Origin of the sequence: Sphingopyxis sp. (genome assembly GCF_016704835.1) — a bacterium.
Lineage (GTDB): Bacteria > Pseudomonadota > Alphaproteobacteria > Sphingomonadales > Sphingomonadaceae > Sphingopyxis.
In genome coordinates, this window is record NZ_JADIZJ010000001.1 from 711,797 (window position 1) to 729,909 (window position 18,113).

20 protein-coding genes are annotated in these 18,113 nt (G+C 64.5%); 10 read left to right on the plus strand and 10 right to left on the minus strand.

Annotated features, from left to right (window positions below; translation table 11 throughout):
• Positions 1-4: 4 nt before the first annotated feature.
• From yidC to IPF76_RS03570, 3 genes are all read left to right on the plus strand, one after another.
• On the plus strand, positions 5-1,759 hold the full coding sequence (gene yidC / locus IPF76_RS03560) for a membrane protein insertase YidC (protein WP_293839726.1): 1,755 nt from the start codon (positions 5-7) through the stop codon (positions 1,757-1,759).
• Positions 1,756-2,418, plus strand: coding sequence for a ribosome biogenesis GTP-binding protein YihA/YsxC (gene yihA / locus IPF76_RS03565; RefSeq protein WP_293839729.1), 663 nt, complete (start codon positions 1,756-1,758; stop codon positions 2,416-2,418). The genes yidC and yihA overlap by 4 nt, the downstream gene beginning before the upstream one ends.
• 177 nt (positions 2,419-2,595) lie before the next feature.
• On the plus strand, positions 2,596-3,267 hold the full coding sequence (locus IPF76_RS03570; protein WP_293839732.1) for a glutathione S-transferase family protein: 672 nt from the start codon (positions 2,596-2,598) through the stop codon (positions 3,265-3,267).
• Here IPF76_RS03570 and IPF76_RS03575 read toward each other — a convergent pair.
• Both IPF76_RS03575 and IPF76_RS03580 read right to left on the minus strand, forming a co-directional pair.
• Positions 3,264-3,890 carry a LysE family translocator gene (locus tag IPF76_RS03575; RefSeq protein WP_293839734.1) on the minus strand — a complete coding sequence of 209 codons (627 nt, stop codon included), beginning with the start codon at positions 3,888-3,890 and terminating at the stop codon, positions 3,264-3,266. The two genes, IPF76_RS03570 and IPF76_RS03575, sit on opposite strands and share 4 nt — an antisense overlap.
• The gene (locus IPF76_RS03580; RefSeq protein WP_293839737.1) at positions 3,887-4,354 is read right to left on the minus strand and encodes a cupin domain-containing protein; all 468 of its coding nucleotides are present in this window, start codon (positions 4,352-4,354) and stop codon (positions 3,887-3,889) included. Before IPF76_RS03580 ends, IPF76_RS03575 begins: the two co-directional genes overlap by 4 nt.
• A gap of 122 nt (positions 4,355-4,476) precedes the next feature.
• Here IPF76_RS03580 and dapE point away from each other — a divergent pair, with 122 nt between their 5' ends.
• The gene (gene dapE / locus IPF76_RS03585; RefSeq protein ID WP_293839740.1) at positions 4,477-5,610 is read left to right on the plus strand and encodes a succinyl-diaminopimelate desuccinylase; all 1,134 of its coding nucleotides are present in this window, start codon (positions 4,477-4,479) and stop codon (positions 5,608-5,610) included.
• Here the strand turns inward: dapE and IPF76_RS03590 are convergent.
• The 3 genes from IPF76_RS03590 to IPF76_RS03600 all read right to left on the minus strand — a co-directional run bounded on the left by IPF76_RS03590 (position 5,607) and on the right by IPF76_RS03600 (position 8,195).
• Complete coding sequence (locus IPF76_RS03590; RefSeq protein WP_293839743.1) at positions 5,607-6,185, minus strand: Smr/MutS family protein; 579 nt, start codon at positions 6,183-6,185, stop codon at positions 5,607-5,609. The two genes, dapE and IPF76_RS03590, sit on opposite strands and share 4 nt — an antisense overlap.
• Positions 6,186-6,192: 7 nt before the next feature.
• The gene (locus IPF76_RS03595) at positions 6,193-7,449 is read right to left on the minus strand and encodes an MltA domain-containing protein (RefSeq protein WP_293841902.1); all 1,257 of its coding nucleotides are present in this window, start codon (positions 7,447-7,449) and stop codon (positions 6,193-6,195) included.
• 77 nt (positions 7,450-7,526) lie between these two features.
• A complete protein-coding gene (locus IPF76_RS03600) occupies positions 7,527-8,195 on the minus strand; it encodes a Tim44/TimA family putative adaptor protein (protein WP_293839746.1) in 669 nt (222 codons plus the stop codon).
• Positions 8,196-8,441: 246 nt separating this feature from the next.
• Between IPF76_RS03600 and secB the strand changes: the two genes are divergently transcribed.
• From secB to IPF76_RS03620, 4 genes are all read left to right on the plus strand, one after another.
• Entirely contained in the window at positions 8,442-8,960 is a 519-nt protein-coding gene (gene secB / locus IPF76_RS03605; RefSeq protein WP_293839749.1) for a protein-export chaperone SecB, read from the plus strand.
• A 27-nt stretch (positions 8,961-8,987) separates the two neighbouring features.
• The gene (gene murJ / locus IPF76_RS03610) at positions 8,988-10,580 is read left to right on the plus strand and encodes a murein biosynthesis integral membrane protein MurJ (protein ID WP_293839752.1); all 1,593 of its coding nucleotides are present in this window, start codon (positions 8,988-8,990) and stop codon (positions 10,578-10,580) included.
• A gap of 3 nt (positions 10,581-10,583) precedes the next feature.
• Positions 10,584-11,582: a tryptophan--tRNA ligase gene (trpS, locus tag IPF76_RS03615; protein WP_293839755.1), complete on the plus strand. Its 999-nt coding sequence runs from the start codon at positions 10,584-10,586 to the stop codon at positions 11,580-11,582.
• Between the two features lie 158 nt (positions 11,583-11,740).
• Complete coding sequence (locus IPF76_RS03620; protein WP_293841904.1) at positions 11,741-12,439, plus strand: DUF4136 domain-containing protein; 699 nt, start codon at positions 11,741-11,743, stop codon at positions 12,437-12,439.
• A 219-nt stretch (positions 12,440-12,658) separates the two neighbouring features.
• On the opposite strand, the gene nth is transcribed toward IPF76_RS03620, so the two are convergent.
• The 3 genes from nth to dapB form a co-directional block, all read right to left on the minus strand.
• Positions 12,659-13,303 carry an endonuclease III gene (gene nth / locus IPF76_RS03625; protein ID WP_293839758.1) on the minus strand — a complete coding sequence of 215 codons (645 nt, stop codon included), beginning with the start codon at positions 13,301-13,303 and terminating at the stop codon, positions 12,659-12,661.
• On the minus strand, positions 13,300-14,460 hold the full coding sequence (locus tag IPF76_RS03630) for a M48 family metalloprotease (protein WP_293839761.1): 1,161 nt from the start codon (positions 14,458-14,460) through the stop codon (positions 13,300-13,302). Before IPF76_RS03630 ends, nth begins: the two co-directional genes overlap by 4 nt.
• Positions 14,461-14,521: 61 nt before the next feature.
• Positions 14,522-15,250, minus strand: coding sequence for a 4-hydroxy-tetrahydrodipicolinate reductase (dapB, locus tag IPF76_RS03635; protein WP_293839764.1), 729 nt, complete (start codon positions 15,248-15,250; stop codon positions 14,522-14,524).
• 201 nt (positions 15,251-15,451) lie between these two features.
• Here dapB and IPF76_RS03640 point away from each other — a divergent pair, with 201 nt between their 5' ends.
• Entirely contained in the window at positions 15,452-16,156 is a 705-nt protein-coding gene (locus IPF76_RS03640) for an NAD-dependent deacylase (RefSeq protein ID WP_293839767.1), read from the plus strand.
• Positions 16,157-16,158: 2 nt separating this feature from the next.
• Here IPF76_RS03640 and tadA read toward each other — a convergent pair whose 3' ends face one another.
• Positions 16,159-16,614: a tRNA adenosine(34) deaminase TadA gene (gene tadA, locus IPF76_RS03645; protein ID WP_293839770.1), complete on the minus strand. Its 456-nt coding sequence runs from the start codon at positions 16,612-16,614 to the stop codon at positions 16,159-16,161.
• Positions 16,615-16,755: 141 nt separating this feature from the next.
• Between tadA and rpmB the strand changes: the two genes are divergently transcribed.
• Positions 16,756-17,049: a 50S ribosomal protein L28 gene (gene rpmB / locus IPF76_RS03650; protein ID WP_088440092.1), complete on the plus strand. Its 294-nt coding sequence runs from the start codon at positions 16,756-16,758 to the stop codon at positions 17,047-17,049.
• A gap of 24 nt (positions 17,050-17,073) precedes the next feature.
• Here the strand turns inward: rpmB and IPF76_RS03655 are convergent, their stop codons facing one another.
• A complete protein-coding gene (locus tag IPF76_RS03655; protein WP_293839773.1) occupies positions 17,074-18,087 on the minus strand; it encodes an esterase-like activity of phytase family protein in 1,014 nt (337 codons plus the stop codon).
• Positions 18,088-18,113: the final 26 nt, after the last annotated feature.

Consider the following 18,113-nt stretch of genomic DNA (forward strand, 5'->3'; position numbering starts at 1 on the left):
CAGCGTGGACGACAAGCGTAACCTGATCGCGGCAATATTGTTGTCGGTGGCCATCCTGCTGGGCTGGAACTTCGTCTCGGCGCAGTTCTTCCCTACCCCCGCCAAGCCCGACGTGACCAAGACCGTCGCCGGCAACACCGGCACCTCCACCACCCCGGCGGCGCAGGGCCAGCCGAGCGCGCTGCCGACGGCGGGCACGCCCACGGCCCCAGCGACCGCGCAAGCGATCCGCCCGGTCGCGGCCGCGCTGGCCGAGGGCAACCGCGTGCAGATCGAAACCCCGGCGCTGACGGGATCGATCAACCTGGTCGGCGCCCGCATCGACGACATCACACTGAACAATTACAAGCAAACGATCGAGAAGGATTCGCCGCCGGTACGATTGTTCGCGCCGGGCGGAACCAAGGCCGCCTATTTCGCTAGCCTCGGCTGGTCAGCTCAGGGGATCGAGGTCCCGGGACCGAAAACGCTGTGGACCGCGAACGGCGGCGCGCTGACCCCCACCACCCCGGTGACGCTGAGCTGGGCCAATGGCGCCGGCCAGACCTTCCGGATCGAGTACAGCATAGACACCCATTATCTGATCACCGCGAAGCAAACGATCGCCAACACCAGTGCCGCGCCGGTCAGTGCGAGCAGCTTTGCACTGATCGACCGTCTTGGCAAACCCACCGATCCGCACGAACAGAGCAGCTGGACCATTCACATCGGCCCGACGGGCTATCTGGACGGCAAGTCGGTATTCGATGTCGATTATGACGATGTCGAGGACGCGCCCAACCGCGCCGTGCGCTACAATTCGGCGGGCTGGCTGGGCTTTACCGACAAATATTGGCTCGCGGCGATCATCCCGGCCAAGGGCGAACGCGTGACCGCGGCGATCAGCTCGCCGAGCGCCAATAGTTACCAGACGCTGTTTGCGCGCGACTTTGCGCAGGTCGCCCCGGGCCAACAGGTCACGACGACAAGCCGCATCTTTGCCGGTGCCAAGGAAGTCGAGATCCTGGAAAACTATCAGGACAAACTGGGCATCACCCGCTTGTCGAACGCGATCGATTGGGGTTGGTTCGAATTTTTCGCGGTGCCGATCTTCAAGCTGCTTCACTGGCTGTTCCTCCAGGTCGGCAATTTCGGCGTCGCGATCATGGCTCTGACCCTGATCATCCGCGGGCTGATGTTCCCGATCGCGCAGCGCCAGTTCGGATCGATGGCGCAGATGCGCCTGGTCCAACCGAAGATGAAGGCGCTGCAGGAGCGCTTCAAGGACGACAAGCCAAAGATGCAGCAGGAGCTGATGAAGCTCTATAAGGACGAGAAGATCAATCCGCTGGCGGGCTGTCTGCCGATCGTCATCCAGATCCCTATCTTTTACGCGCTGTACAAGGTGCTGATGCTGGCGATCGAAATGCGGCACCAGCCGTTCATCCTGTGGATCAAGGATTTGTCGGCGCCCGACCCGCTGCACATCCTGAACCTGTTCGGCCTGCTGCCCTTTACCCCGCCGTCGATCCTGTCGATCGGCATCCTCGCGGTGATCTTGGGCATCACGATGTTCCTGCAGTTCCGTCTCAACCCGCAGGCGACCGACCCCGTGCAGCAGCAGGTGTTCAAGATCATGCCATGGCTGTTCATGTTCATCATGGCGCCGTTTGCGGCCGGCCTGCTGCTCTACTGGATCACCAACAACCTGCTGTCGATTGCGCAGCAGCAGTGGATGTACCGCAAATTCCCGGCGCTGAGGGCGCAGGCGACGACGTGAGCGATAGTCAGGACTTCGAGCCGGGCGCCGACCCGGAACGCGCCGAGCGCGCACGCAAGCTGTTTTCTGGACCGATCACGTTCCTGAAATCGGCGCCGGCGCTCGAACATCTGCCGCCGCCGAGCATGCCCGAGATCGCCTTTGCGGGCCGCTCCAACGTCGGCAAATCGTCGCTGCTCAACGCGCTCACCAACCGCAACAGCCTCGCGCGCACCTCGGTGACGCCGGGGCGGACGCAGGAGCTCAACTATTTCGACGTCGGCGAGCCGCTGATTTTTCGTCTGGTCGATATGCCGGGGTACGGCTTTGCCAAGGCACCGAAGGATGTCGTCAAGAAGTGGCGCTATCTGATCAACGATTATCTGCGCGGCCGCGCGGTACTGAAACGCACGCTGGTGCTGATCGACAGCCGTCACGGGGTGAAGGAGGTCGACCGCGAATTTCTCGAAATGCTCGATGTCGCCGCGGTCAGCTATCGCATCGTGCTGACCAAGGCCGACAAGATCAAGGCAAGCGAACTGGCCGCGGTCCACGCCGCAACCCAGGCCGAAGCCCGCCAACACGCCGCCGCGCACCCAGAGGTGATTGTGACATCGTCCGAAAAGGGGCTGGGGATCGCCGAGCTGCGAACCGCGGTGCTGGAGGCGGTAGAGGTTTAGGCGTGAGCCTCCCCCTTGGGGGAGACGATAGTGGAGGTTGCGGATTTGTCCGCTACGGGAACTTTGTGAGGGGTATGGCCGCAAAGGTTGACACCCTTCGCCCAGCTTCGGCTAGGCAGCAAGTTGCCAAGCCTGCACAACCCTCTCCTCCAAGGGGAGAGGGGTTAGGGAGACCCCATGAAACTATTCATCGGCAACAAGGCCTATTCCAGCTGGAGCCTGCGCGGGTGGCTTGCCGCCAAGCATAGCGGCCTGCCCTTCGAGGAAGTCACTGTTCCGCTCTATGACGAGGAATGGAACCAGCGCCGCGAGGGCGACGAGTTCGCGCCTTCGGGCGGCAAGGTGCCCATCCTGTGGGACGGAGACGACATCGTCGTGTGGGACAGCCTGGCGATCATCGATTACCTCAACGAAAAGACCGGCGGCACGCGCGGATACTGGCCTGAAGATATGGCGGCGCGAGCGATGGCGCGATCGATGGCGGCCGAAATGCATTCAAGCTTTGCCGCGTTGCGCCGCAACCACAGCATGAACATCCGCCGCATCTATCCCGCCGCGCCGCTGCTGCCCGAAGTGCAGGCCGATGTCGTCCGCATCTTGCAGATCTGGGCCGAAGCGCGGGCGCGGTTCGGCGGCGAGGGCGATTATCTGTTCAGCGACTGGTCGGCGGCCGACATGATGTTCGCGCCGGTGGTCACCCGTTTCATCACCTATTCGATTCCGCTGCCGCCCTTTGCGATGGCCTATATGCAGGCGGTGGTGAGCCACCCGTGCATGCAGGACTGGATCGGCGGCGCGCAGGCCGAGGACTGGATCATCGAGAAGTTCGAGGGGCCGGTTGAGGGTTAGGTTTGTGGCGCTGCAGTCGCCGCGAACCAGATAGCCACGGCGACAATCATCAACGCGAGAATGCGTCGAATCAGCCGCGTCCGCGCAGGATCGGCGAGCCAGTTACCGATCCTGCTGCCCGCCAGCACGATGGCAAGGTGGACGGCCGTGGCGATGGCAATGCTGACCAATGCGAGCGTGAAGGCAAGCCCGAAGCTGGGAATCTGCCCGCCGTTGAACCGCGGAATGACGACGACATAGAAGAGCATCGCCTTTGGATTGAGCAGGTTGATCACCAGCCCGGACAGGAAATGGTGTCGTGCCCGTTCCGCATCGGCGGCGCGCGCGGGTGAATTCTCTCCGCCATCGCGCCAGCTTTCCCATGCCAGCCACAGCAGAAACGCGCCGCCGCCCCAGCGCAACAAATGCCAAAGCATCGGGCTGGCGGCGACGAGAAACGCGATCCCTAACGCTGCCGCCAAGGCGTTGACGAACAACCCGATCGCGACCCCGGCCGTCGCCGCCAGACCGGCACGCCGACCATCGCCCATCGATAACGCGGCCAGCCACGCCATGTTTGGACCGGGGGTCAATTCGATCAGCAGAACCGCCAGCGCGAAACCGAGCCAGTCGGCGGCGTTCATGGAATCCGCGATGTCGGGTACGGCGTGCCATCCTTGTGGAAATAGCCATCCGGCCCGAACAGCATGTCGATGTCCGAATAGCCGCCGCCGGTGTCGTATTTCTTGCCGCCGCCGAGTGCGACGAACACGCAGTCGGTGTCCGATTCGTTGATCAAGTGATGGCCGTTGGTGCTGCCCTTCGGCCACACCGCGATATCGCCGGGGCGCATCGGCCAGCGGCCGTCGTCCTCGATCAGCACCGCCTCGCCCGCAATCATCACCAGCATCTCGTCCTCGCCGTCGTGCCAGTGGCGCTGCGACGACCAGGCGCCAGGTTTGAGAACGACATGGCTGGCGGCGAAATCGCTGACGCCGGTGACGCGGGCGAGGCGGCGGTACCAGCGACCCTGAACGGGCGCATCATAGGGCGCCGGGTAACCGGTGGTGTTGGTTTGCGGGATGGTGTCGAGGTCGATTTTGGGCATGGCAAATATCTCCTGCCCTTTCTTCTGCCGCCCGCTGCGAGCGAAGTCGAGATGTCCATCGGTGCTGCGTTATGACGAATGGTGTCTCGACTTCGCTCGACACGAACGGATAAAGGGCGGCTATGACAAGCGAGATAGATCCCGTCGAACTGGCCCAGGCGCTGATCGCCGCGCCGAGCGTCACCCCCGCCATGGGCGCAGTGTTCGATGTGCTGGAGGCGGCGCTGATCCCGCTCGGTTTTACCGTCGAGCGCTTTATCGACGGGATCGAGCCCGACGGCCCGGTCGAGAATCTGCTCGCGGTGCGCAACGGCAGCGGCCCCGTCCATTTCGGCTTTGCGGGACATCTGGATGTCGTGCCGCCGGGCGTCGGCTGGACCGGCGACGCCTTCGCGCCTGAAGTCCGCGGCGAGTTGCTCTATGGCCGCGGCGCCGTCGACATGAAGGGATCGATCGCGGCGTTCGTCGCGGCGGCAGCGGCGACCTCGGTCGATGCCGGGACGATCAGCCTGATCATAACCGGTGACGAGGAAGGCCCCGCGATCTTCGGCACCCGCGCGCTGATGGAGCATATGGCGGGACGCGGGGTTGTGCCCGACATGATCGTCGTCGGCGAGCCGACCTCGGTAAACCGGCTGGGCGACATGGTGAAGATCGGCCGCCGCGGCTCCGTCAATATCTGGATCGACGTGCCGGGAACGCAGGGCCACGTCGCCTATCCGCACCTCGCCGACAATCCGATCCCCAAGCTGGTCAAGATTTTGGCGGCGATCGACGCGGTGGTGCTCGACACCGGCAACGACTGGTTCCAGCCGTCGAACATCGAATTCACCGACATCGAGGTCGGCAATGGCGCGACCAACGTGATCCCGGCGTCGGCGCGCGCGCGGCTGTCGATCCGCTTCAACGACCAGCACAAGGGCGCCGATCTGGTCGCGATGATCGAAAGCATCGCGCATGACATCGAGCCCGCCGCCAAGGTGCTGGGCAAGATCTCTGGCGAGGCGTTTCTGACCCCGCCGGGCGATTTGTCGGGGCTGGTTGCCGAGGCGATCCATGCCGAGACCGATGTGGCCGCCGAAATGTCAACGACGGGCGGCACATCGGACGCGCGCTTCCTGCACGCGCTGTGTCCGGTGGTCGAATTCGGGCTGACCAACGCGACGATGCACAAGCTCGATGAAGCGGTGGCGGTGGCGGATTTGCACAAGCTGACGGCGATCTATCGCGGGATATTGATGCGCGCCTTCCTCTAATCCTCGCGCGATCGGCGCAGTATCACATAAACCGCGCCCGCGCCGCCGTGGCTGATATGCGCCGGGCGCAGCGCGACGACCTGGTCAGCATATGGCGAGTAAGCGAGCCAGTCGGGCAGCGAGGCGCGGATGGCGCCGCGCGGGCGAGGGTCGCCGTGCATCTGCGGCAGGCGGTCGGCGCCCGGGCGAAGGCGCCCGGCGACGACGAGCAACACGCGCGCGCCGCGGATCAGCGCGCGGCCGATCGCGTCGTCGAGCAGCGCCTGTGCCGAGATCAGGCTATGCCCGTGCAGGTCGATGCTGAGATCGGGGCGGACCAGCCCCTTGCGCAACCGCCGGTCCCAATGGCCATCGAGCGTCGCGGCGCTGTGGGTGCGGCGCGGCGGCGGTAGGGGCGTGGGGGGACGCGATGGCGCAGCAGCGCGCGGCGCGGTGCTGCGCGGGGTCGGTTGCGGCGGGCGGATCGTCGGCGGCGCGGTGGGAGCAAGCGGCGATTTCACTTTCGCCAGTGGCTTGACCGTCGCCGCGACCTTTTTCCACAGCGCGTTTTCGTCGGGATCGAGCCGCCGCGCCATCGCGGCGTCAGCCTGCCGCGATCAGCCGCGCGATGCTGGCGCGCGGGAGCAAGATCAGCGCCGATCCGCGCGCCGCCATGCCGCCAGCGATCGCGCGCGCCTCGTCCCCTGCGCCCCAGAAGCTGTCGAAGCGGTTGGCGCCCTTGATCGCGCCGCCGGTGTCCTGCGCGATCCACAGCCCATTGGGTTCAGCGCGGTCGAGCGAGAGGAAGACGGGGGCGCCGAGCGGCACAAAATTGGGATCGGCGGCAACGCTGGCGCGGCCGGTGACGGGGACGCCAAGCGCACCGAGCGGGCCGGGGCCGGTGATTTCGCGGAAGAACACCCAGCTGGGGTTCTCGTTCATCACCGCGGCGCCGCGTACTGGATCGGCGCGCAGATAATCGAGGATGCCCTGCATCGACGCCTGCCCGCGCTGAAGCTCGCCGCGATCGAGCAGCAGCTTCCCGATGCCGACATAGCCGCGGCCGTTCTGGGTATCATATCCGATCCGCATGATACCGCCGTCGGGCAGGCGCAGGCGCCCCGACCCCTGCACTTGCAGGAAGAAGAACTCGGCGGCGTCGGCAGCATAAGCGATTTCGAGAGCGCGGCCTTCGAGCGCGCCGCTTTCGATCGTGGCGCGGTCGTAATATTGCACCAGATTGCTACCCTCGACGCGGCCGCGGATCTTCTTGCCCTTTAGCTCGTCGGAGAATTGGCCGAGATCGACATCGACCAGGTCGGCAGGGCGGCGATAGATGGGGATGTCATACCCAGCCCGCTTCGTGCGCGACCCGGCGATTTCGGGTTCGTAATAGCCGGTGACAAACGCTGTGCCCGCGCCGATCTGCACGGTGCCGAAATACCGGGTGAAGAAGGCCGCAGCATCGCTGTCATTCCAGTTTTTCGCCGCGTCGCAGCTTTCTGTCCAGTCGGCGCCCTGCGTCAGGCCACTGACGTCAGCGCGGCGCTGGATCGATGGACAGCTGATGCGGAAGGCCGCAAGTGCCGCAGCGGCTTGTTCAGCGGCTACGCCAAGCTTGGCAAAATCGGGACCGGCGATGACGCCACTGGTCGTAGCGGTCGCGGCGTCGGTTGACACGATAGGTGCAGGCAACGGCGGGCGGGGGGTGGCGGGAATCGGCTTGGCAGCGATACCGCCGCCTTCGGAGGGGCGAGGCTGATAAGGGCGCGGCGCAGCGCCGGGCCGCGTCGGGGCAGGTGCGGTGGTCGCCGGACGGTTGCCCGAATCGGGAATCACCGACGTGCAACCCGAAAGCATCGGTAGGACGACGAGCAGGCTGAATCCAAAAGCGCGCGTCCGGCGTTGCCCGGACGAGATGATCGCGCGCACCGGGGTCAGGCTGCTTCGATTTCGTCGAGCAGCCAGTTGGGATCATTGCTGCCGATCGCGCGGCGGAACGTCCACAGATCGTCAGTCCGCGAAGCGTCGCTCATCGACCCGGCGATCATCTTGCCATCGGCGTCGCGAGTGATCGCACTGATGTCAGCCTGGTAGCGCACGGTGACGCGTGCTTCGTTGCGGTTCATGTCGACCGCGGTGATCTTGGCCGATTCGATGCCTACCAGCCGGTTTTCGAGTTTTTCACCGCGGGCGTCGCGCGCTTCGATCGCCTCGACAAAGGCTTCGTAGCTGTCGTCGTCGCACAGGTCGCGTAGCGTGTCGCGATCGCCCGACCAAAAGGCTTCGAGGATCATCCGATACGCCGATTCGGCGCCTTCCATGAAGCGACCGGCGTCGAAGCTGCGGTCGGTCGCGAGCAGTTGGCGCAGGCCGATTTCGGCGGCGGGTTCGTAAACGAGGCCCGAGGTGTCCGCGCTCGATGCGGTCGGCGCCGATGGCGTTTCGCTTTCGTCGAGGCGGACCGGAGACGGCCCTGTCCGCTCGTCACGGCGCGGCAGAACAGGTTCCTGTTCATGCCCGGTGCGCTTGCCGAGCACCGAGTACAGCCGCATGCCGAGGAAGGCGGCAATCATGGCGAGCAAGACGATCGAAAAAGCAGTCACGGGCAAAAGTCCAATGCGGGCAATGGAAACATACGGACCAATACATAGGCGATGCACGGCCAAGTTTCAAACGCCATGGCCGCAGCCGCGCGGCAGGTCAACGATTCACCCCGGCCAAACCCTTGCCGCGCGACCATTGTGCTGGCTGGCGCGCGCTGCTAAGCGCCGCCGCAACCGTCTGCCGCGGACCCGACACGGCCCGTAGCGCGGAACCTGTTTCATCTTTTCGAGCGAAAGCAATGCATCATGGCTGACGAGACCAGCGCCGACATCAACAATCCCGCCCTGCAGCCCAATGGCGAAGATACGAGCCCGGCAATCGGGCTGATCTCGCAATATGTCAAAGACCTGTCGTTCGAAAATCCGAACGCGCCGGCGGTATATCAGTGGCAGGACGCGCCGCAGATCGACGTCCAGTTCAACATCGCCGCCGAGGGTGTCGGCGACAGCCTGTTCGAAGTGGCGCTGAAAATCGACGTCACGTCGAAAACCGACGCGGGAACGATGTTTGTGATCGACCTGAAATACGCCGGCTTGTTCGGCGTCCGCAACGTCCCCGAGGATCAGTTGCAGCCGTTTTTCCTGGCCGAAGCCCCGCGCATCCTGTTCCCCTTTGCCCGACGCGTCGTCGCCGATGCGGTCCGCGATGGTGGTTTCGCGCCGCTGCTGCTCGAACCGATCGATTTCCACGGCCTGTTCATGCAGCAGGTTCAGCAGGTCGACGCCGAACAGGCAGGCGCCGTCGCGCCGGTTGGCCAGGCATAACCACCATCGACGGGGCGGGCTGACGGGGTGAGCAGCCTGATCAAAAATGTCGGGACGATCGGCGGGCTGACGATGGTGAGCCGCGTTTTCGGTTTCGCGCGCGACATGCTGCTCGCGCGGGTGCTGGGCGCCGGCCTGGCCGCCGATGCGTTTCAGCTTGCTTTCACTTTGCCCAACACCTTTCGCCGCTTGTTCGCCGAAGGGGCGTTTTCGGTGGCCTTTGTGCCGATGTACAGCCGCGCGCTGCACGGCGAGGGCGGCGAAGACGCCGCGGCGAAATTCGCCGACGATGTGCTGTCGGTTTTTCTGTGGGTGCTGCTCGCCTTCTCGGGTGTCATGATGATCGCGATGCCCGGAATCGTATGGCTGCTCGCCCGCGATTTCCAGGACGTACCGGGCAAGTTCGAGCTTGCGGTGCTCCTCAGCCGGGTGACCTTTCCCTATCTCGCACTGATCAGCCTTGTCGCCATGCTGTCGGGATTGCTCAATGCGCGGTCGCGCTTTGCGCCCGGTGCGTTCGCGCCCGTCTTGCTCAACATCGTATTGATCGGCGGGATCAGCGCGGGCTGGTGGCTGCGCGGCGATAGCGGCGATGATCGCATCGTCGCCACCGCACTGGCGATTTCAGTCAGCCTCGCCGGTGTGGCGCAGCTTGCCTATCTGTGGTGGGCGGTTCGGCGCGCGGGTCTGAAACTCCGCTGGCGCCTGCCCAAAATGACGCCGCAGGTCCGCAAATTGGGGATGTTGATCCTGCCCGCGACCTTTGGCGCCGGGATTTACCAGATCAGCCAGTTCGTAGATACTTTCTTTGCCACCTCGCTGCCGCAAGGGTCACTGACCCTGCTCAAGCTCGCCGATCGGCTTAACCAGATGCCGCTCGGCATCGTCGGGATCGCGCTGGGCACCGCAATCCTGCCGATGCTGTCGCGCCATATCCACAGCGGCGACGCGCGCGAAGCGCAGCGGTTGCAGGCCAATGCGTTCGAGATTGCGACCCTGCTGACGCTGCCCGCCGCCGCCGCGCTGGCGATCTGCGCGCCCGCATTTGTCACCGCATTTTTTGTCGGCGGTAAGTTTACCGATGCCGATGGCGAGATCATGGCGCAGATCGTCGCGGCGCTCGTTGCCGGCTTGCCCGCCTATGTCATCATCAAGATATTGAACCCGGGCTTTTTCGCGCGCGAGGACATGCGCACGCCGGTGTGGACCGCGCTAGCGGCACTGACGGTCAACATCGCGATCAACCTGTACGTCGTACAGCGCTATGGCATCGTCGGACTGGCGGCGGCGACGGCGGTGTCGGCGTCATTCAACTGCGTGCTGCTCTACATCATGCTCCACCGCCGCGGCTGGTTTCATTTCACCACCAAGCTGGCCGGACGGATCGCGCGGCAGATCCTTGCCGTCGCGGCGATGTCAGCGCTGCTGTGGTGGATGATGCCGCTGCTCGCACCCTTTTATGGCGGCGGGATTCTCGACCGCGTCTGGTCGCTGACCGCGCTGGTCGGCGCCGGTGGCGCAGTGTTTTTCGCGGCCGCCTTCCTCGTCGGTGCGCTTGACAAGGATCTGGTCGCCATGTTGACGCGGCGGCGCGCCAAACCTGCACCACAAGAGGAGTAAGACATGCGGACGCTATCGGGCATCCAGCCCACCGGAAATTTGCATCTGGGCAATTATCTGGGCGCGATCCGCAACTGGGTGCGGATGCAGGACGAAATGCCGGGCGAGAAGCTGTATTTCCTCGCCGACCTGCACGCGATCACGGTTCATAACGACCCCGCCGAGCTCACCGCGAACACGCGCGAGATGGCGGCGGCGCTGATGGCGGCGGGGATCGACCCGACCAAGGCGATATTGTTCAACCAGGCGCGCGTTCCCGCGCATGCCGAACTTGGCTGGCTGTTGTTCTGCACTGCGCGCATCGGTTGGTTGAACCGGATGACCCAGTTCAAGGAAAAATCGGGCAAGAACCGCGAGGGTGCGAGCGTCGGGCTTTATGCCTATCCGGTGCTGCAGGCGGCTGACGTGCTGCTCTATCAGACGACGCACGTCCCGGTCGGCGACGACCAGAAACAGCATCTCGAGCTGGCGCGCGACATTGCGACCAAGTTCAACCTCGACACCGGCACCGAAACCTTCACCCTGCCCGAACCGACGATTCCGCCGACCGCGGCGCGGATCATGAGCCTGCGCGACGGCAATGCCAAAATGTCGAAATCGGACCCGAGCGATGCCAGCCGCATCAATATGGTCGACGATGCCGACACGATCATGGCTAAGATCCGCAAGGCGAAGACCGACGCAGAGCCGCTGCCTTCGGAGGCCGCGGGACTGGAAGAGCGTGCCGAGGCACGGAATCTCGTCTCGATATTTGCCGCGATGGCAGACGAAAGCGTCGACGAAGTGCTCGCGCGTTTTGCCGGACAAGGTTTCGGCGCGTTCAAGCCCGCGCTCGGCGAGCTGCTCGTCGAAAGCCTGCGCCCGATCGCGACGCGGCTCACCGCGCTCAAGGGCGATCCCGCGGCGATCGATGCCGCGCTGGAGGATGGCGCGGCGCGCGCGACGGCGCTGGCGCGGCCGACGATCGACGCGGCTTATGCAGCGCTGGGGCTGTGCCGCTAATATCCTGACGGGGCTTGCTTATTGGCCGGGGCACCCGATATCTTGTTTTGGAACCAAGCTGCGGTAAGCCGGGTTCAACCAAGGTTAAGCCGTTGCGGTTCAGTCTATGGTATAAGGGCGCAACCTTTGGGCGCCGACAAGATTACGGAGCCACCATGATGAGCAAGTTCAACCTTCGCCAACTGGGCCTCGCCGCCATCACAGGCGCGGCGCTGGCGCTCGCCGGTTGCGCGACGCCGTTCAAGGCCGATGTCGCCCGCTTTCAGACGCAGCTTCCGACGCCGCAAGGCCAGAGCTTTGTCGTCGAGGCGAACAACCCGGCGCTCGCGGGCGGGATCGAGTTCAGCCAATATGCCAGTCTGGTGGCGGGCGAACTCACCCGCTACGGCTATCGTCCCGCAGCGCCCGGCGAAAGCGCCGATCTAGTCGTCCGCATGGACTATGGCGTCGACAAGGGACGCGAGCGCGTCGTGTCGAGCCCCGGCTTTGGCGACCCTTGGTATGGTGGCTATGGCGGCTATTATGGCCGCGGTTTCTATCGTCCGGTGATCGTCAGCGGCCGCGGCGGGCGCCGCTATGTCTATGGCTATCGCGACCCGTTCCTGTGGGGCGGTTTCGGTCCCGGCTGGGGCGGCACCGACGTCAGCAGCTACACCGTCTATACCAGCGGGCTGAACCTGCAGATCAACCGCGCCGGCGACGGATCGCGCCTGTTCGAAGGCCATGCCGAGGCGCAGTCGCGCGACAATAATTTGCAAACGATCGTCCCTAATCTGGTCGAAGCGATGTTCACCGGCTTCCCCGGCAATTCTGGCGAGCGGGTAAGGATTACGGTGGCACCTCCTGAAAAGGGGTGAGCTGCTCGGAACCAAACAAAAGGCCCGCCTTTCGAATGAAAGGCGGGCCTTTTTCGTTGGCGGCGGCAAATGATTGCTTGCGACCAGAAGTTGCCGTTGATCCCCCCTGTGGCGAAGCCATGGGGAGTGAAGCGCTGACGGGTGGCTTTTGCACACCCGTCGCTGCCTCCCACCCCCCCAAAGCCGACATCTGCGCAAAAAGGACAGATCAGGCCGTTTTCACCCCTTCGGCGCCGGGGTCTTCGGCTTGAACCGGCACAAGTCAACCACTGGGCAGCGCCAGCATTCGGGCGTCCGCGCCTTGCAGACGTAGCGACCGTGGAGGATCAGCCAGTGGTGGGCGCCGACGCGGAACGGAGCGGGAGTGCCTTTTTCCAGCGCCTTTTCGACCGCGAGCACGGTCTTGCCGGGCGCGAGACCGGTGCGGTTGCCGACGCGGAAGATGTGGGTGTCGACCGCAAAGGTTTCGGCGCCGAAGGCGCAGTTCATGACCACGTTGGCGGTCTTGCGCCCGACCCCCGGCAATGCGACGAGCGTCTCGCGGTCGGAAGGGACTTCGCCGCCAAAATCGCGGACGAGAATTTCGGAGAGCGCGATGACATTCTTCGCCTTGCCGTTGAACAGCCCGATCGTCTTGATATGGTCTTTCAGACCCTCTTCGCCCAAATCGACCATCTGCTGCGGGGTCGTCACCTTGGCAAACAGCCGCCGCGTCGCCTTGTTCACCCCGACGTCGGTCGCCTGCGCCGACAGGACGACGGCAACGAGCAATTGATAGGTGTTACCGAACTGAAGCTCGGTTTCGGGACTCGGGTTCAGTTCAGCGAGCCGCCGGTAGAATTCGAAAATATCGGCCTTTTTCATTTCGACGGATGCGCCGCTTTCCAATTCATAGCGGCGCGCACGCGCCGTTCGACCGAGGGATGCGAATAGAAGATGAACTCCTCGACTGCGTTCGGACGCGGGCTGCGATATTCGGCGGTCTTGACCAGCGCGCTCGCCAGCGCATCGGGCAGGTTCGCCGTGCGGAGGGAATAGGCGTCGGCCTCGGTCTCACCCGTGCGGACGAGAAAATTCTGCACCGGCAAGGCCGCAACGGCGAACATCGACAGCAGAAGCATCATCACCGGGAAACCGCGCGGATCGTCGATCGTCGCGCTGCTGCCGAACAGGCGCGCCAGCCGCGGGAAAAGCCGGTCGGCGAGGAAAAACAGCGCCATCGCAAGCAACGCGAAGACGATTATCATGCGCCAGATATGGCCGAGTACATAATGCCCGATCTCGTGCCCCGTCACCGCTTTCACCTCGTCGAGCGACGCGCCCTTCAGCGCGACGTCCGAAATCGCGATACGTGCCGAATGGCCGATGCCCGACACATTGGCGGTGAAATTGTTCGACTGGCGCGAGCCGTCGAACATATAGATACGGTCGGGCGCGATGCCCGCTTCCTTCGCCTCGACGAGGAGCGCGTCACGCACCGGGCCCGCGGGCACGGGCTTATAGTCGTTGAATAGCGGCTCGATCAGGATCGGCGAGACGAGCAGTACTGCCGTGATGGCCAGTGCGGCGAGCCCTCCCGACCAGATCCACCAGCGCTTTCCGGCCCGACGGATCAGCGCATAGATGCCGAGGAAGAACAACCCACCGAGCAGCGCCATCAGCAGCAGCGAGATCGCATATTGGCCGAGATAGTCGCCGATCGGTTGGCTGGTGCGAGTATAGGCCGTCTCGCGCCACCAGCCAGTGTAGATATCCCACGGCAGCGTCAGCAGCGCCGAGAGCAACAGGAAGGCGGCGCATATCAGAAAGGTGCGGAGCGCCCAGCCGCGGCGTTCGAGCCGGACGGCCAGCCGGTCGAGAATCCCGAACCGGACGAAGACGACGGTGACGATCGCCGATACGACCACGCCCCACAGCAACAGCCATTCGCTGCCCCGCGTATAATCGGCCGCCTTGGCCAGCGCTTCGGGGCCGAGGGCATCGATATAGGCGGCGGTTGCTGCGGCGGGGTCGAAAGCCATGGTCATCTCCCTAACTGTCTTATATTTATAATACAGACAGTCCCGTCCGGCGCAAGCGCGCTTACGACAGCCCCAGCACCTGCGGCATGGTGTAGCGGCCCGGCACCTGCCCGGTCAGCCACAGCGCCGCGCGGACGGCGCCGCGCGCGAAGATCATGCGGTCTTCGGCGCGATGCGACAGGGTGATCATTTCTTCCGGTCCGGCAAAGATCACGTCGTGATCGCCCGCGACGGTGCCGCCGCGCACGGAGGCGAAACCGATGTTACCGTGCCCGCGCGCGCCCGTGACGCCGTCGCGGCCGCGTTCGGAGAAGGTGGCGAGGTCGATGCCGCGGCCTTCGGCGGCGGCCTGCCCGAGCAGCAACGCGGTACCGCTGGGCGCGTCGACCTTCATTCGGTGGTGCATTTCGACCACTTCGATATCCCAGTCGGCGTCAAGCCGTGCCGCGGCCTCGCGCACCAGATGCGCGAGCAGGGTGACGCCGAGCGAGGTATTGCCGGTTTGCAGCACCGCGATGTCACGCGCGGCGTCGTCGATCAGATAGTGATGGCGTTCCTCGAGCCCGGTGGTGCCAATGACGATGGGAGTTTTTGCGGCGACGCAGGCGTCGAGGGTCGCCTCGAGCGCGGCGGGGGAGGAAAAATCGACGAGGACATCGCTTTCGCTGGCAAGTTTGAGGATGTTGCCGCCCTTGTCGGCGCCGCGATGCTGCTGCCCCGCCTCAGATATGGCGGCGGCCAGTGCGACGCCCATGCGTCCTTCGCTGCCGATAATGCCGATGCTGATCATGACCCTAAATCCCCGTTCGGCCTGAGCTTGTCGAAGCGCCGTACTTGTTCTGTCACCGCCATAAGAGGAAGGATGGTCCTTCGACAAGCTTAGGACGAACGGAAGACAGGTCAGCTCCATCCCTACGAAGAGAGTCAGCAATGGAGGGTTTCAAGAATGGGTGTCTCGACTTCGCTCGATGCGAACGGATAGAAAGGGGGGATGAAGGATATTCACAACATCGTCATCCTGACTGGCGCCGGGGTGTCAGCCGAAAGCGGCATCGACACCTTTCGCGACGGCGGCGGATTGTGGGAACAGCACCGCGTCGAGGACGTCGCGACCCCCGAAGCGTTCGCACGCGACCCCGATCTGGTGCTGCGCTTTTACGACATGCGGCGCGAGGCAATTCAGACCAAGGTGCCGAATGCCGCGCATGCGGCGCTGGCGCGGCTCGATGCGGCATGGCCCGGCGAACTGCTGATCGTGACGCAGAACGTCGATGACCTGCACGAGCGCGCCGGCGCGCGGCGGTTGATCCATATGCATGGCGAGCATCTCAACGCCTGGTGCACAGCGTGCGATGCGCGCCTGCGATGGAGCGGGCCGCTGCTCGATCGTCCGGTCTGTCCGGTATGCGGTGCGGCAAGAGCGCTGCGCCCCGACATCGTGTGGTTCGGCGAAATGCCGTACCGGATGGACGAGATATACACGGCGCTGAACCGCGCCGACCTGTTCGTGTCGATCGGGACGTCGGGCGCGGTTTATCCTGCCGCGGGGTTTGTCCGAGAAGCGCGCCAGTCGGGGGCGCGGACGCTGGAGCTAAATATGGAGCCGAGCCAAGGGTCGCACTGGTTCGGCGAGGCGCGACATGGTCCTGCCGGGGTGCTGGTGCCGGAATGGGTGGGGGAGGTTTTGAGTTCCTAAACCTAACGCCGCGCCGCGAAAAAATCCTTGAGCAGCCCGCCCGCCTCCCCCGCGCCGATCCCGTCGTAAACCTCGGGCCGGTGGTGCACCGTCGGTTGCGTGAAGACGCGTGGGCCGTGGATGACGGCACCGCCCTTCGGATCGTCAGCGCCGTAGTAAAGCCGCGCGATGCGGGCGTGGGCAATCGCGCCGGCGCACATCGCGCAGGGTTCGAGCGTCACATAAAGATCGCAGCCATCGAGGCGTTCATTGCCGAGCCTTGCCGCGGCGGCGCGAATCGCGACGATTTCAGCGTGGGCGGTGGGATCGTGCGATTCGCGGGGGGCGTTATGACCCTCGCCGATAATCGCGCCGTCCTTGACGACGACCGCGCCGACCGGCACTTCGCCCCGGTCCGCCGCGGTTTTGGCGAGGTCGAGCGCGCGGCGCATCGGGTCGGGGAGCGGAAAGTGCGGCATCGCTTTTCCCGCTAGTCGCTTGACGAATCTGCAGCAAGCCGATAAGCGCGCGCCTTTCCCGGCTCACTCCGGTCCTATGTTCCCCGTTTTTCGGGAAGCGTCCGGACGCCGAACCGAAATTTTTGTACGAGGACAAACATCATGTCGCGCATCTGCGAACTGACCGGCAAGGGTCGTATGGTCGGCAACAACGTCAGCCACGCCAACAACAAGACCAAGCGCACCTTTCTGCCCAATCTGCAGAATGTGACTTTGCTGTCGGACGCGCTCGGCAAGGGCGTCAAGATGCGCGTGTCGACCCACGGTCTGCGCACCGTCGAGCATAATGGCGGCCTCGACAACTGGCTGCTGAAGGCCGGCGACGATCAGCTGTCCGATTCGGCGCGCAAGGTGAAGAAGGAAGTCGCAAAGAAGTTGGCCGAAAAGGCCGCCTGAGCGCTTTTGCATCGCTGACAGCAATCAGGCCGCCGGTTTCCGCGCGGCCTTTTTGCTGGCTGTGGCCTTTTTGGGCGGCAGGTCCGTCAACTCGAACTGGAGCAGCAGGCTGCGCTGCCATGTGTTGAAATTATGGTCGGCGACGAGCCAGAGCCAGGTCCGCCCCTGCTCGACCGAAATCGCGGCGCCTTCGTAGTTTTCGGCGAGGGCGCGGGGCACGGTTCCGATCGTCCGCGAGCGCAATATGGTGTTTGGCCTGACCTCGTCCGGGTCGGCGACCGAGAGGTTCGTCGTGAACACCGGATTCCAGCCTACTTTGCGATGCACGATGAGAATCCGGCCATCGGGAAGCGGCGCGGCATCGCTGACCGCGCCCTTGTCCTGCGAATCATAAAAGAAGCGCGTCGGCGGTGCGGACAGGGCACCCGGGTATCCCGCGAGCATCACGCCACGATTGCGGCGCGGATCGTCGCGGCCACCCTCAGCCAGGATGATGATTCGCCCATCGGCGAGCCTTGCCATCGCCTCTGGCCCGCGACCCTTTGGCCAGTCGCGCAGGACGACAGGGGCATGGCGAGCCTCAAGGCGGGTCAGGGCATCGTCGAAGCGCCAGAGCTGGTTGATGCGTTCCAGACCGACCCACGCTGTCCCCTGCGCGCGATCGACAAACAGCGATTCGCTGTCGAGCATCGATTTGCGGTCGGGCCAGCCCGGCGGCGCCGGCAAGGGCGCAACGTGAAAAGCGGACAGCCGGCCATCGTGATCGAAGGCGAGCCGCGTAGCATAGCCATTATCGCCGATCAGCAGGAACCGGTCGGGAGCGATTCGTGCAATCCCTGACAAACCGCCGAAGCGGCTGTGCGGGCTGACGAGGTTCCAGCCGCGCACGAAGCGCAGCGTGCCGCTCGTCTGCGGCGCCAAGACCAGCGGGCGCGCGCTGGCGCCCTGAGTCCAGTCGTCGATCGGGAAGCGCTGCACCGTCCCCGGCACCGGGCCGAGCGCGACAAAGATCAGGGCGGCGAAAAACAGGCGGCGCATCGGCGCGGGTTAGGGCGGCGCCGCGC